The following is a 14,790-nucleotide window of genomic DNA, read 5'->3' on the forward strand; positions in this document are numbered from 1 at the left end:
CGATGCCCATAACGATGATCATCACCCGGACCCAGCCGCTCTGTCGCGGTTGATCGACCATCAGCGCAGTCCCAGCGAAGCGATTGGAAATTTGAGATCGATGCTCATCTCGGTCCTGTCAGCCCGGTCGGAATTCTGCGGGCACGTCGCGGCGGGTCACCTGCAAACCAAAAAAAACATCGGCGAGCAGCGGCGCCGGGACTAGTGGCGTTCGGTGATGCGCGCAAGGGTTCGAATGAAAGTGTTTATCGCGGCGACTTTATGGGCAGCACAATTGGCTCGCCTTTGCCTCGAAACAGATAGCTGACAGTGTCATCGCACTCTGGGCAGTGAAAGGTGCGAATTTCTCCATGACCGTCGGAAGCGCGCTTGATACTCTTGAGGTCGCGTCTCTGGCCGCAGCCAGGACACGGGACTAGGCTTGTTGAATACACGTTGGTCTCATCGTCGATTCTCGGTTTGCGACTTTCGTCTATTGGATAAAAGCTCTCTCGTGTGTCGGCAAGCTGACGCAGCGCGTAGATTTGCCAGAGTTTTCATTTCGCGTGACAAGATAGCTTCACCAATCTAGGTGATTGATTTTTGCGAATTGGGAATGAGGGGCGCTAATGCCTACTCCAAAAGCTTTGGAAGTTGTTGCCCACGAGGATGGCTTCGTCATCGAAGCGGAGTGGCACGACGGATCGACCGAAAGGTTGATCGGGCTTTTCGATACGGAACGCGCTGCGCGCAATTGGATATCAGGGGACGGCTACGTTCGTTGGTTGCGGAGCAAGGCCGGCGAAAGCGAAGAGTAAGGCCTGGAAGCGGAAGACAGGACGGAAAGCTCCGAGCGCCTTAAGATCTCGAAGCGCGTATTCGCCCCTAGAACGCCAAGGTTGGAACTCGCTTCGTCGGAGAGTGATGGGCTCGATGACGCTGTCGGCAATCCGCTGATCCTTGCTAATCTGGCCATGTTCCGCGGGAGACTAAGTAATACGTCACCCAGTTGGGTGAGGCAGCACGACGCACTGTTAACTAGACTCTGCCGATCGGAGAGCTTGCGATGATCGCACCGCCGCCAGATCGTGCAATTGTCGAACTGCTGGATGAGCTGAAGGCGGCTCAATTGAAGGCGGCAAGGCTCGGCCTGTTCTTGACAGCTAGCTTGATCGGAATGGCCACTTTGGACGTCCGCGACGAGGGCGTTCGCCGAAGCGAGATCGTCTCCGTGAACGACAATCCGACCAATGAGCTGAAAACATAGCCAGCGCTCAGGTTAGCTGCGCCCTTTCCGGCATCGATCTCGGTGTCATAGCGATGTAATACCTTTCTGACTAAGTTGAGTTACTCTCTTTTCCCCGAGAGATGGACCGGCGCGAGGGCAATTCGCGTCTCTCCCGAGGTCGCTCTTTCCTCCAAGTGGGGCGACCTCGTCCCTTGCCTAGACAGGTATATCGTCCCCTTCAGATGCGCGTATTTGCTTCTATGGACCGGCTCGTTTGAACCTGTGAGCCGGTCAAACCGCCCCAGCTTTCAGTCTCCGGACGAAGAGAAGGGCGTGAGATGCGGTTCCTCGGATCGTTATTGGTCGTGATTGGCACGCTGTGGATCATCATGTGCTTTCTCGGCACCTCGATGATGTCGCGGTCGGTGGACATGTTCACCGAGGCGGTATTGCCATCGGCTGTCGGATTTGCCGCCATTCTCCTGGGTGTCTGGGTATTCAACCGCAGACGGGCCAAGGGCGAGCTGCCGCCGTCATTGGTACGTCCCGAATAAGCGGCTGGCGGGCAGCAACTGTGCCTTTCCGCACCTTGCCCGCGGCACCGTGTTGCCGTAATTCCTCAGCTTCGAGACCTTCTAGACTCAGCCGCTTCTAGACTTTGCAAGGGATTGCCATGTCCGACTTCTCCGCCGCCCGCCAGAAAATGGTCGATGGGCAGGTCCGTCCGAGCGATGTCACCGATCTGCGAATCATCGATGCCATGCTGGCGGTTCCCCGCGAGGAATTCGTGCCCGCCCAGCTGCGGCCGATGGCCTATCTGGACCTCGATCTCGATCTGGCAGGAACCGGGGAGGGCAAGCGCTTCCTGATCAAGCCGGTCGTCCTCGCCAAGATGCTTCAGGCGGCCGAGCTCAAGGCTTCTGACAAGGTGCTCGTGGTCGGCTGCCCCAGCGGCTATTCCGCAGCCGTTATCGCCAAGATCGCCGCCACCGTGACCAATGCGGGCACCGAAGGCGACGCCGCGAAAGGTCCGTACGACATCATCGTCCTGGCCGGCGCCACCGAGGTGGCCCCACGGCGCTCTACGCCCAACTCGCTCCCGGTGGCCGCCTGCTGGGCGTATTCGCCCAGAACAAGCCGCAGCGCGCCACCATGGTCACCCATTCTCACGATGATTATGGCACCCGGCCTCTGTTCGACGCGGCCGCACCGGTGCTTCCGGGCCTGGAGCGCCGGGCCGAATTCGTGTTCTGACACGGGTCCCGCCCGTCGGCTGCCGGAGAGTGGCCAAACGCGCATGGGCGTCGCGGTAGAAATTGCAAGTGTGGCTTGTATGTCCCAGCCGCCAAGTTTCCACCGCGATATCGCCACGAGAGGTTCCGTCTCGCGACTGCGAGGAATATGGTGAGTGGAGACTCGCTAACGGACTCGGCCGATCCGGCGCAGCAAGACTGCGGCCAGATAGGTGAGTGGCAAGAATGGATTACTGAGAATGGGCCGCGTTAAAGTATCTACCGGCGCTGCTGCTGCGGCCTTGTTGTTGTCGCTTGCGGGCACTGCTCCCAGCCTGGCCGACACGATCGAGGCAGCGCTGGTTCGGGCCTATCAGAACAATCCGCAATTGAACGCTCAGCGTGCATCGGTTCGTGCGACTGACGAAAACGTGCCGCAGGCTCTGTCGGGCTATCGCCCCAAGGTCGCAATCACCGCGAGCGGCGGCTATCAATATACGGACGCCGTCAGCGTGGTAGGCGGCAACACCATTGCGCTTCATGGCACGCAAGTGCCGCGCTCTGTCGGCGCGACGGTGACGCAGAACATCTACAACGGCAATCAGACCGCCAACCGTACACGTGCGGCTGAGGGCCAGGTGTCCGCAGCGCGCGAAGGTCTGCGCGTTCTCGAGCAGACCGTGATGCTGTCGGCTGCAACAATTTACATGGACTATTTGCGCGACGCCGCAGTGGTCGAAGTGCAGAAGAGCAACGTCCGCGTTCTTGAGCAGACGCTGAAGCAGACACGCGATCGTTTCAACGTTGGCGAAGTGACGCGCACCGACGTCGCGCAGTCTGAAGCGCAGCTCGCCGCAGGCCGCACCCAGCTTCTCACGGCTGAATCGAATCTCACCACGACACGCTCCAACTTCCGCCGCATCATCGGCAACGAGCCCAGCTCACTCCAGGCCGGCTCGCCCGTCGATCGCTTCCTGCCTGCTTCGCTGCCGGCTTCGGTCGATCTGGCGCTGGTCGAGAATCCGAACGTCACTGCTGCCATGTACGGCATCGACGTGAGCTTCCTGAATGTGAAGGTCAACGAGGGCGCGCTGTTCCCGACGGTTTCCGTCCAGGCCAGCATTCAGCAGGGCTGGGACCAATCCATCACCGCGCCGCGCGGCCTGACCACGGCAGCTGTCGCCCAGGTCTCGATCCCTGTGTTCCAGGGCGGCGCAGAGTATTCGTTGATCCGCCAGTCGAAGGAAACACTGGCTCAGCAGCGCCTCGCGCTGGAGCAGGTGCGTGACCAGACCCGTGCGAGCGTCGTGCAGGCTTGGGGCCAGTTGCTGGCGGGCAGGGCGCAGGTCGCCTCCGCACAGGCGCAGGTCCAGGCCTCGGAAATTGCGCTGAACGGTGTCCGTGAAGAAGCCAAGGCCGGCCAACGCACCACGCTCGACGTGCTGAACGCGCAGCAGGCATTGGTCAACGCGCGCGTTGCGCTCGTGACGGCGCAGCATGATCGCGTCGTCGCATCCTATGCGGTGCTCAATGCAGTCGGTCGTCTGTCACCGACGGTGATGAAGCTGAACACATCGGTCTACGATCCGAGCGTGCACTATCACCAGGTCCGCGACAGCTGGGTTGGCGTGCGCACGCCCGACGGCCGCTGAGTCGCTGCTACATTGCAATGCCATGAAGGGCCGCCACGTGCGGCCCTTTGCTTTTGCCGTTTACTTGCAATCATTTGATGCAATGACGTAGCGTTCAACGAAGTAGCAGTGCGATTCGGAATGCATCACGCAGGAATTGGCACGGCTGGCGGTCAGGCTTCGCTTGATCTGGGGACAAGTCAGGCTTGCGCGATGAATGGTTAGCCCGATGTGATCGGGGGCCACCAAATTCAGCCTCGTCTGATGTAGGATGATGACGAGAGCTTGACGATGCGGAGTCGGACATGACGCAACCTGCAAAGGTCCAGGAACCCTCCATGGAGGAGATTCTGGCGTCGATCCGCCGCATCATCGCTGACGATGAAGCAAAGCCTGTCGAAGCCGCGCCTCCAGCACCCGCCCCGAAACCCGTCGCACCTCCTGCACCGGCGCCCAAGCCCGCTGCAGTGACTGCAGCACCGCCTCCCGCTTCGCCAAAGCCTGCGCCCGCACCACCTCCTGTAGCCGAGCCTGCCGTGAGCAACAGCCAAGACGATATCGACGCGATGCTCGCGAGCCTCGACGCTGTCACGACGGAAGAAGAAGTCCGCCCGCCGGAGCCGGAAGAGAACGACGTCTTCGAACTCACCGACGAGATGGTGGTGCCGGAACCAGAGCCAGCGTTCCAGCGGGTCGAGCCAGATGACGATCTGGAATTTGCCGAGGCTGTCGCTGCCAGTACCGATCGTGCGCCGCCTCGCTTGGATCCGCCATCCTACGATCCGCCGCCGGTGACGCCGCAGCAGCAGATGCTGTCGCACTCGACGGTGTCGGCGGTCGAATCGGCTTTCAATTCGCTTGCCAACACCGTGCTCAGCAACAATGCCCGCACGCTGGAAGATCTCGTCAAGGAGATGCTGCGGCCGATGCTGAAGTCGTGGCTGGACGACAACCTGCCGGGCCTGGTGGAGCGTATCGTCAAGGCCGAGATCGAGCGCGTCTCGCGCGGCAATGGCGGCCGTTAGGCCGCGTTAGCCGTTTCGGGCGGAAACGGGCCTTCGTTTGGCCCATTCAGGGCTTATATACCTGCCATCTGTTGACTTGCGCCGTGCCTGTGGGTTTCTAACCGACAGGCATCCGTAAGGCCGTTTTTACGGCCCATCTCTGATTGATTGCATCCGTCATGATCGAAAAGACCTATCAGCCCGCCGATATCGAAGCCCGCATCGCGGCTGCGTGGGAGAGTGAAGGGGCCTTCAAGGCCGGCCGTCCCGAGCGCAAGGACGCCGAGCCCTATACGATCGTGATCCCGCCGCCGAACGTCACCGGTTCGCTGCATATGGGCCACGCCCTTAACAACACGCTGCAGGACGTGCTGTGCCGCTTCGAGCGCATGCGCGGCCGCGATGTGCTGTGGCAGCCGGGCACCGACCACGCGGGCATCGCGACCCAGATGGTCGTCGAACGCCAACTGATGGAGCGCCAGGAGCCCGGCCGTCGCGAGATGGGCCGCGAGGCATTCCTCGAACGCGTCTGGAAATGGAAAGCCGAGAGCGGCGGCACCATCGTCAACCAGCTGAAGCGCCTCGGCGCGTCCTGCGACTGGTCGCGTGAGCGGTTCACGATGGATGAAGGCCTGTCCGAGGCTGTCATCAAGGTGTTCGTTCAGCTCTATCGCGAGGGCCTGATCTACAAGGACAAGCGTCTCGTCAATTGGGACCCGAAGCTGCTGACTGCGATCTCCGATCTCGAAGTTGTGCAAGTCGAGGTCAAGGGCAACCTCTGGCATCTGCGCTATCCGATCGAAGGCAAGACCTTCAATCCGGAAGATCCGACAAGCTTCATCGTCGTCGCGACCACGCGTCCGGAGACGATGCTGGGCGACAGCGGCGTTGCGGTGAACCCGGAAGACGAGCGCTACACGCATCTGATCGGCAAGAAGGTCGTGCTGCCATTGGTCGGCCGCCTGATCCCGATCGTTGGCGACGAATACTCAGACCCGGAGAAGGGCTCGGGTGCGGTGAAGATCACGCCGGCACACGACTTCAACGACTTCGAGGTCGGCAACCGCCACGGCCTCGCGCGTATCAGCATCCTCGATATCGAAGGCAAGCTCGCGCTCGCCGACAACGAGGATTACGCACGTGGTCTGCCCGAGGGCTCTTCGCAGCTCATCGAGGAGCTGCACGGCATGGAGCGCTTCGCCGCGCGTAAAGCGATCGTGCAGCGGCTCGACGATTTTGGCTTCCTCGAAAAGATCGAGCCGAACGTCCACATGGTCCCGCATGGCGACCGCTCGAATGTCGTCATCGAGCCGTTCCTCACCGACCAGTGGTATGTCGACGCCAAGACCATGGCGCAGCCGGCGATCGCCGCCGTGCGCACCGGCGCGACTGAATTCGTGCCGAAGAACTGGGAAAAGACCTATTACGAGTGGATGGAGAACATCCAGCCATGGTGCATCTCGCGCCAGCTGTGGTGGGGCCATCAGATCCCGGCCTGGTATGGTCCGGATGGCAAGTTCTTCGTCGCCGAGACCGAGGACGAGGCGGTCGGTGCCGCGCTCGGCTATTACGTCGAGCAGGGACATATCACCGAAGAGCAGGCCCGCGAGATGGCGGAAGATCCTGCCAAGCGCGACAGCTTCATTCGCCGCGATGAAGACGTGCTCGACACCTGGTTCTCGTCGGCGCTGTGGCCGTTCTCGACGCTCGGCTGGCCGCAGACCGATGTCGATGTGAAGCGTTACTATCCGAACAACGCGCTCGTCACCGGCTTCGACATCATCTTCTTCTGGGTCGCCCGCATGATGATGATGGGCATCCACTTCCTGAAGGAAGCGCCGTTCCCGACCATCTACATGCACGCCCTCGTCCGCGACGAGAAGGGCGCCAAGATGTCGAAGTCGAAGGGCAACGTCATCGATCCCTTGAACCTGATCGATCAGTTCGGTGCCGACGCGCTGCGTTTCACGCTGGCCGCCATGGCTGCGCAAGGCCGCGACATCAAGCTCGCGACGTCGCGCGTGGAGGGCTATCGCAATTTCGCGACCAAGCTCTGGAATGCGTGCCGCTTCGCCGAAATGAACGAGTGCGTTCTGCCGGCCGGCTTCGATCCGACCGCGGCGAAGGAAGTGCTCAATCGCTGGATCGCGCATGAGACAGTGAAGGCGACGCGCGAAGTCACCGAGGCGATCGAGGCCTATCGCTTCAACGACGCGGCGGGCGCCGCCTATCGCTTCGTCTGGAACGTGTATTGCGACTGGTATCTCGAGCTCGCAAAACCCTTCATGATGGGCGAAGACGGCCCGGCCAAGGCCGAAACCCGCGCCATGGTCGCCTGGGCGCGCGATGAAATCCTGAAGCTCTTGCATCCGTTCATGCCCTTCATCACCGAAGAGCTGTGGGCGGTGACCGCCAAGCGCGACGGCTTGCTGGTGCTGACGCCATGGTCGCGCAAGGCGACGGGCATCACGCGCGAACAGGAAGCGCTCATCGTCGCGACGGCCGCCAGCGATCCGATCGTGGCGCCGATCCTGCTCGGAGAGCCCACCGACACGCCCGCCGATTTCACCGACGATGCCGCCGAGGCCGAGATCGGCTGGGTGGTCGATCTCATTACCGCGGTGCGCTCGCTGCGTGCCGAGATGAACATCGTGCCCGCGACCCTGACGCCGCTCGTGCTTGTCGCTGCATCCGCCGAGATGCAGGCGAGGGCGCAGCGCTGGAGCGACGTCATCAAGCGCCTCGCACGCATCGACAACATCACTTTTGCGGACAAGGCGCCGGAAGGCACCGTGCAACTCATCGTGCGTGGTGAAGTCGCCGGCCTGCCGCTCAAGGGCCTGATCGACGTCGCGGCCGAACAGGCACGACTGGAAAAGGAACTCGCCAAGGCCGAAGGCGACATCAAGCGCGCGGACGCAAAGCTCTCGAACGAGAAGTTTGTCGCAAATGCCGCAGAAGAAGTTGTCGAGGAAGAGCGCGAGAAGCGTGCGGCGGCCGAGGCGCGAAAAGCAAAGACGCTGGAAGCGATCGAGCGGCTGAAGACGATGAGCTGATTGTAGCCCGGATGGAGCGCAGCGAAATCCGGGGACCAGCGAATTGCTGAGGTTCTGAATCCCGGATTGCGCTTCGCTCCATCCGGGCTACGCGACCTTCGCAAACGGCTTGCTCAGATACTTCGACCCGCGCACGCCGTAGCGCCACGGATACTCCACCGCCTTGCTGATCCCGATGCGGATGCCGCGCAACACATCTGGCACCCCAGTCCGCGCGAACATCTCGATCGGCGCTCTGTCCAGCGCCAGCCCATTATGCGCAAGACCGATCCCGAGCGCCTGGCACAGCCGGCCCGGCCCGGAGCAAAGCAGCCGCTTGTCATCGACTCCACGCCGCGCCCGCATCTCGTCGAGCCCGAATGTCGGCTGCAAGGCGCGGATCAGCACGGCGCTCGCCGAGCCTTCCGCCTCGCAGACCGCATTCACGCAATAGACCTGATGGATGCGATAGACATAGGCGAAGCCCGCCGGGCCGAACATGATGCGGGTACGCGGGGTCTCGCCGTTGAAGGAATGCGCGGCCGGGTCGGTGTGATGATAGGCCTCCACCTCCACGATCATCCCGCCGACGCCATCGACCAGCAGGGTCGCGCCGATCAGTTCCGGGGCGACCTCATGGACGCTGCGATCGAAGAACTTCCGATTCAGTGCTTTGCCGAGTTTGTGGGTGGTTTGGTCAGATTTTCGGGCCATTCTCACACGATATGCTGGGATGCAGGGGCGGGCTTGATCCAGGCGGGTTGCGAGCGGGCGCCCGGCGGATTACCTAGAGCGTTGCACAGATCGGACAATTCATGGTCGTCGTCCTCGATACCGTATCATCATCCCAGGTTCGCCCGCGCCACCCGGAAAAGGTGAATCGGCCTGATAATTTTTCGCCGCAGAAGCCGGACTGGATTCGCGTGCGCGCGCCGACCAGCCGTGGCTATGGCGACACCCGCAAGATCGTCAAGGAAAACGGCCTCGTCACCGTGTGCGAGGAAGCCGGCTGCCCGAATATCGGCGAGTGCTGGCAGAAGAAGCACGCCACTTTCATGATCATGGGTGACACCTGCACCCGTGCCTGTGCGTTCTGCAACGTCAAGACCGGCATGCCGAATGCGCTCGACGCCAACGAGCCCGCCCATGTCGCCGAAGCCGTGCGCAAGCTCGGTCTCGAACACGTCGTCATCACCTCGGTGGACCGCGATGATCTCGCCGATGGCGGCGCTGATCATTTCGCGCAGGTCATCCGCGCCATTCGTGCGGCATGCCCGACAACGACCATCGAAATCCTGACGCCTGATTTCCTGCGCAAGCCTGGCGCGCTTGAAGTTGTCGTCGCGGCGAAGCCCGACGTGTTCAACCACAATCTCGAAACAGTGCCGTCGCGCTATCTCACCGTTCGCCCCGGCGCCCGCTATTTCCACTCGCTGCGTTTGCTGCAGCGGGTGAAGGAGCTCGATCCCTCCATCTTCACCAAGTCCGGCATCATGGTCGGCCTCGGCGAAGAGCGGCCCGAAGTGCTGCAGGTGATGGACGACATGCGCTCGGCAGAGATCGACTTCCTCACCATCGGGCAATATCTGCAGCCGACGCGGAAGCATCATGTGGTGTCGCGCTATGTCACGCCGGATGAATTCAAGGGCTATGAGAAGGTTGCTTACACCAAAGGCTTCCTGATGGTGTCGGCGTCGCCGCTGACGCGCTCGTCGCATCATGCCGGCGAGGATTTTGCCAAGCTGAAGGCAGCGCGCGAAGCCATCGCGCGCTGACCTCTCGTTTGTCATTGCGAGGAGCGCAGCGACGAAGCAATCCAGAAGGCGGCAAGCAAGAACTGGATTGCTTCGTCGCCTTCGGCTCCTCGCAATGACGACGATAGATCGAGACTTAGGAAATGCCGAGATTTGCCAATAAGCGCCGGGTGCGCCACAGCGCGCCGCAGATGTTCGACCTCGTGGCCGATGTCGAGCGCTATCCGGAATTCGTCCCGCTCTGCAAGGCGCTGAAGATCCGCCAACATACGCAGAATGCCGATGGCCGCGAGGTGATCGTTGCCGACATGACGGTGTCGTTCAAGCTGGTGCAGGAGAGCTTTACGAGCAAGGTCACGCTCGATCGCACCAATCTCAAAATTCTCGTCGAATATCTGCGCGGTCCGTTCAGCAATCTCGAAAACCGCTGGACCTTCGAGCCGAAAGGCGAGGCCGAATGCGATGTCGGCTTCTTCATTAATTACGAGTTCAAGAGCCGCATGCTGGCCCTGCTGATGGGCTCGATGTTCGACGCCGCATTCCAGCGCTTTGCAGCAGCGTTCGAGAAGCGTGCGGACGAAGTGTATAGAGCGCGCATCTCGTAGCCCGGATGAAGCGAAGCGCAATCCGGGATTCAGAGTCGCAGCAGTTCGCCGGTTCCCGGGTTACGCTGCGCTCCACCCGGGCTACACCTCAGTCCACTTTCGGCTTTGGCTTAACCGACTTCTTCACCGGCCGCGTCGCGGCCTTGCGCCTTGGCGAACGCGCCACCCGAACACTGCTCGCCAGAGCCCGTTTTTTCGCTGGCGGCTGCGGTCCTCGCGCCAACTCCATCAGCATGCGCAGCGCTTCCAGCACTGAGCGCTGACGTACGGCACTTCGCCCGATGGCGCCGAACCGGAATTCCCTATCGACGATCCGTCCGTCACGCGCAGCGACAGCAAAATGTACGAGACCCACAGGCTTGCCTGGCACAGCACCGCCGGGGCCGGCGATGCCGGTGATGGACACTGCGAGATCGACATCCGCTTCTTCCAACGCGCCGACCGCCATCTGGATCGCGGTCTCCTTGCTGACCGCGCCAAAACTCTCCAGCGTCGTCGCCTTGACGCCCAGCATCTTGCGCTTGGCGTCATTGGAATAGGTGACGAAGCCGCGATCGATCACATCGGACGAGCCGGGGATTTCCGTCAGCGCGCCGGCGACGAGGCCGCCGGTGCAGCTCTCCGCCGTTGCGATAGTCAGCTTGCGGCTGCGGCAAAGGTCGAGCAGCGCGCGGGAGAGGGCTCTTGCGTCGCTGCCGGCCATGTCAGTCCACCCAGGGTAAGCGGATCGTAGCCGCCGCGGTCGCGGCAATGCCTTCCTCGCGCCCGGTGAAGCCGAGACGTTCGCTGGTCGTTGCCTTCACGGCCACGCGCGACACCGGCACGCCGGAGATCTCGCTAATGCGCGTGCGCATGGCGTCGCGCAGCGGACCGATCTTCGGTCGCTCGCAGATCAGTGTGACTTCGAGGTTGGCGATCTTGCCGCCACGCGCGGTGACGCGGCCGACGGCATATTCCAGAAACTTGTCGGACGCCGCGCCCTTCCATTGCGGGTCGCTCGGCGGGAAATGCGAACCGATATCGCCATTGGCCAGTGCGCCCAAAATCGCATCCACCAGCGCATGCAGGCCAACGTCGCCGTCGGAATGCGCCAGAAAACCCTTCGTATGCGGCACGCGGACGCCGCAGATCATCAGGTGATCGCCCTCGCCGAAGGCGTGGACGTCATAGCCCGTGCCCATGCGGATATCGCCGAGCGAGGCGGCGAGGCGGGCTTCTTCGCGGGAAAAATCTTCGGGAGTCGTCAGCTTCATATTTGCAGGATCGCCTTCAAAGGTTGCCACGGTCAATCCCGCCCATTCGGCGAGCGCGGCATCGTCGGTGAAATCATCACGTCCCTCGGCTGCGGCACGACGATGCGCCGCGAGGATGACATCGAAACGAAAAGCCTGTGGCGTCTGTGCGATGCGCAGCTTGGCGCGCTCGGGCGTCGCCTCCACATGGCCGTCGCCATTGACGACCTTGATCGTATCGACGACCGGCGCGGTCGGGATCGCGGCGCCGGTGATCTGCGCGGCGGCAATCGCGCGCTCGATCACGGCAGCAGTCACGAAGGGGCGGGCGGCGTCATGAATCAGCACGATGTCCGGTGCCTGGTCGGCCAGAGCCTCCAGTCCGGCATGAACGGATGCCTGGCGAGTCGCGCCGCCGTTGGCGGGAACCCGGTAGTTGAGGCCGGCAACTGCCTCATTGAACAGCGCGACATCGTCGGGATTGGTGATGGGCTGAACCAAGGATACCTGTGGATGCGCGCAAAAGGGCTCCATGGACCGGGCGATCACCGGACGGCCGCCGATGGTGCGGTATTGCTTCGGACCGCCGCCTCCAGCGCGCAGGCCGCGCCCGGCAGCAACGATGATGGCAGCGGTTTTCGGTGAATTTGTCATCAGGCTCAGGTGATTAAGGGGTAAGCGTTGGTCGCACAGCCCTTAGCACGGCCGCGCCGAAAAACAGTAGGTTTGCTTTCAGCTTTGGTGGGCATGACGCATAAACGTGCATTGCTGCACTGCACTTGCAAAACTGTTGGCTTTGTCTAATGTGTAGGCATGACAATTGACTGCACAACAAATGTGCGCATACTGCGCCCAGTCGCCGCAACGCTGCGGGACCGAGCAAGATGAGCAAGTCTGTGAACCCGGACGCATCATACAGCAAGACATTGAAGATTGGTGACGTCGAAATCGCCAACCGGGTCGTGCTTGCGCCGATGTCGGGCATTACCGACGCTCCGTTCCGACGCCTGACCGCCGAACTCGGCGCCGGCCTTGTGGTCTCCGAGATGACCGCCAGCGACGATCTGGTGAATGGCCGCCCGATGTCGGTGCTTCGCTGTGAAGCCACCGGAATCGGCCCGCATGTGGTGCAGCTCGCCGGCTGTGAGGCCCATTGGATGGCCGAGGGCGCCCGCATTGCCGAAGGCGGCGGCGCCGATATCATCGACATCAATATGGGCTGCCCGGCACGCCACGTAACCGGCGGCCAGTCCGGCTCCGCGCTGATGCGCGATCTCGATCATGCGCTGACGCTGATCGAGGCTACGATCTCTGCCGTGAAAGTCCCGGTGACGCTGAAGATGCGCCTCGGCTGGGACGACCGCTCGATGAATGCTGCCGAACTTGCGCGCCGCGCAGAGGAGGCGGGCGTTCAACTCATCACCGTGCATGGCCGCACGCGCTGCCAGTTCTACAAGGGCGACGCCAATTGGGACGCCGTGCGCCCGGTGAAGGACGCGGTGAGCGTCCCCGTCGTCGTCAACGGCGATATCACCTCCTACGACAAGGCCGTCAGCGCGCTTGAGGCTTCCGGTGCGGACGCCGTGATGGTCGGTCGCGGCGCCTATGGCCAGCCGTGGCTGCCCGGCCAGATCGGCCGGCAGCTCGACACCGGCATGGCGGAAGCGACGCCCTCGCTGCAGCAGCAGCTTGCTTACATCGCTGCGCTCTATGACGATGTTTGCCAGCACTACGGCCTGCGTGTCGGCCTGCGCCATGCGCGAAAACATCTCGGCTGGGCGCTCGACGCGGCCGCTGCCACCTCAGGCGCCTCGGCTGAAAAATTGAAAGCGTGGCGCCAGGCCATTCTCACCTCCGAAGATCCGTCAGGCGTCCAGCGCGCCCTGAACGAGGCTTTCGACGATTTCGCATGGAGTGCTGCCGCATGAGCGCCGCAGAATATCGCCGGCCAGCCCCCGCAGACAGCGAGGCCATCCTCAACGCGCTGCCGCATCCGATCATCGTGATCGCGCCGGACGGCAAGATCGTCGATGCCAATATGGCTGCGGAATCCTTCTTCGATATTTCCGCGCAGTTCCTGCGCCGGCAGTCGCTGAAGGAACTGGTGCCGTTTGGTAGTCCGCTGCTGGCGCTGATCGATCAGGTCCGCGACGTCAATTCGCCCGTCAACGAATACAAGGTCGATCTCGGCACGCCGCGCATCGGTGGCGACCGTCAGGTCGATCTGCATGTGGCGCCGCTCACCGAGCGTCCCGGCCATATCGTTGTCATGCTGCAGGAGCGCAGCATTGCCGACAAGATGGATCGCCAGCTCACACATCGTAGTGCCGCGCGCTCGGTGACGGCGCTGGCCGCGATGCTGGCGCATGAAATCAAAAATCCGCTCTCCGGCATCCGTGGCGCCGCGCAGCTGCTGGAACAGCAGGCCTCCGCCGAAGACCGCATGCTGACGCGCCTGATCACCGACGAGGCCGATCGCATCGTCACATTGGTCGACCGTATGGAAGTGTTCGGCGACGAACGTCCTGTGGCGCGCGGCGCCGTGAACATCCACTCGGTCCTCGATCACGTGAAGCGCCTGGCGCAGTCCGGCTTCGCGCGAAACATCCGCTTCATCGAGGATTACGACCCTTCATTGCCGCCGGTGCTGGCCAACCAGGACCAGCTCATTCAGGTCTTCCTGAACTTGGTGAAGAACGCCGCCGAGGCGATCGTCGATCTCGGCTCCGATGGCGAGATTCAGCTCACCACAGCATTCCGCCCCGGTGTGCGTCTGTCGGTGCCTGGCAAGAAGTCGCGCGTATCTCTACCGCTGGAGTTCTGCGTGAAGGACAACGGCCCCGGTGTTCCTGAAGACCTGCTGCCGAATCTGTTTGATCCCTTCGTGACGACCAAACCGACCGGAAGCGGCCTGGGTCTTGCATTGGTTGCGAAGATCATCGGCGATCACGGCGGGATCATCGAGTGTGAATCCCAACCACGAAAGACGACCTTCCGCGTGCTGTTGCCGATGTTCAATCCAGCAAAGACCATTGATCCGAGCAGTGACGATGCGGGTGCATCGTCCGGCTTGCAGACTTAAGTAGAGGA

At 62.1% G+C, this 14,790-nt stretch carries 12 protein-coding genes and 1 pseudogene; 10 read left to right on the plus strand and 3 right to left on the minus strand.

Annotated features, from left to right (window positions below; all coding sequences use genetic code 11):
• The first annotated feature begins 1,045 nt into the window (after positions 1–1,045).
• The 6 genes and pseudogenes from RPMA_RS14910 (at position 1,046) to RPMA_RS14935 (ending at position 8,130) form a co-directional block, all read left to right on the plus strand.
• On the plus strand, positions 1,046–1,246 hold the full coding sequence (locus RPMA_RS14910; protein WP_211908153.1) for a hypothetical protein: 201 nt from the start codon (positions 1,046–1,048) through the stop codon (positions 1,244–1,246).
• 299 nt (positions 1,247–1,545) lie between these two features.
• Positions 1,546–1,761: a hypothetical protein gene (locus RPMA_RS14915; RefSeq protein ID WP_211908155.1), complete on the plus strand. Its 216-nt coding sequence runs from the start codon at positions 1,546–1,548 to the stop codon at positions 1,759–1,761.
• Positions 1,762–1,880: 119 nt separating this feature from the next.
• Positions 1,881–2,461, plus strand: a pseudogene (locus tag RPMA_RS14920) (protein-L-isoaspartate O-methyltransferase family protein).
• A 238-nt stretch (positions 2,462–2,699) separates the two neighbouring features.
• Positions 2,700–4,091, plus strand: coding sequence for a TolC family outer membrane protein (locus tag RPMA_RS14925; RefSeq protein ID WP_211908157.1), 1,392 nt, complete (start codon positions 2,700–2,702; stop codon positions 4,089–4,091).
• Between the two features lie 284 nt (positions 4,092–4,375).
• On the plus strand, positions 4,376–5,095 hold the full coding sequence (locus tag RPMA_RS14930; protein WP_211908159.1) for a PopZ family protein: 720 nt from the start codon (positions 4,376–4,378) through the stop codon (positions 5,093–5,095).
• A 158-nt stretch (positions 5,096–5,253) separates the two neighbouring features.
• Positions 5,254–8,130: a valine--tRNA ligase gene (locus tag RPMA_RS14935; RefSeq protein WP_211908161.1), complete on the plus strand. Its 2,877-nt coding sequence runs from the start codon at positions 5,254–5,256 to the stop codon at positions 8,128–8,130.
• A gap of 87 nt (positions 8,131–8,217) precedes the next feature.
• On the opposite strand, the gene RPMA_RS14940 is transcribed toward RPMA_RS14935, so the two are convergent.
• Positions 8,218–8,823 carry a DNA-3-methyladenine glycosylase gene (locus RPMA_RS14940; RefSeq protein WP_211908163.1) on the minus strand — a complete coding sequence of 202 codons (606 nt, stop codon included), beginning with the start codon at positions 8,821–8,823 and terminating at the stop codon, positions 8,218–8,220.
• 101 nt (positions 8,824–8,924) lie between these two features.
• Here RPMA_RS14940 and lipA point away from each other — a divergent pair, with 101 nt between their 5' ends.
• Positions 8,925–9,884: a lipoyl synthase gene (gene lipA, locus RPMA_RS14945; protein ID WP_211908165.1), complete on the plus strand. Its 960-nt coding sequence runs from the start codon at positions 8,925–8,927 to the stop codon at positions 9,882–9,884.
• A gap of 122 nt (positions 9,885–10,006) precedes the next feature.
• Positions 10,007–10,468 (plus strand): type II toxin-antitoxin system RatA family toxin, encoded by a 462-nt coding sequence (locus tag RPMA_RS14950; RefSeq protein ID WP_211908167.1) that lies wholly within the window; start codon positions 10,007–10,009, stop codon positions 10,466–10,468.
• 88 nt (positions 10,469–10,556) lie between these two features.
• On the opposite strand, the gene RPMA_RS14955 is transcribed toward RPMA_RS14950, so the two are convergent.
• Entirely contained in the window at positions 10,557–11,171 is a 615-nt protein-coding gene (locus RPMA_RS14955) for a CinA family protein (protein WP_211908169.1), read from the minus strand.
• A gap of 1 nt (position 11,172) precedes the next feature.
• Entirely contained in the window at positions 11,173–12,354 is a 1,182-nt protein-coding gene (locus RPMA_RS14960) for a bifunctional 2-C-methyl-D-erythritol 4-phosphate cytidylyltransferase/2-C-methyl-D-erythritol 2,4-cyclodiphosphate synthase (protein WP_211908170.1), read from the minus strand.
• 230 nt (positions 12,355–12,584) lie between these two features.
• On the opposite strand from RPMA_RS14960, the gene dusB reads away from it, so the two are divergent.
• Entirely contained in the window at positions 12,585–13,628 is a 1,044-nt protein-coding gene (dusB, locus tag RPMA_RS14965) for a tRNA dihydrouridine synthase DusB (protein WP_249225199.1), read from the plus strand.
• Positions 13,625–14,782 (plus strand): two-component system sensor histidine kinase NtrB, encoded by a 1,158-nt coding sequence (locus tag RPMA_RS14970; protein WP_249225201.1) that lies wholly within the window; start codon positions 13,625–13,627, stop codon positions 14,780–14,782. Before dusB ends, RPMA_RS14970 begins: the two co-directional genes overlap by 4 nt.
• Positions 14,783–14,790: the final 8 nt, after the last annotated feature.

Origin of the sequence: Tardiphaga alba, assembly GCF_018279705.1 — a bacterium.
In the GTDB taxonomy this organism is placed as follows: domain Bacteria; phylum Pseudomonadota; class Alphaproteobacteria; order Rhizobiales; family Xanthobacteraceae; genus Tardiphaga; species Tardiphaga alba.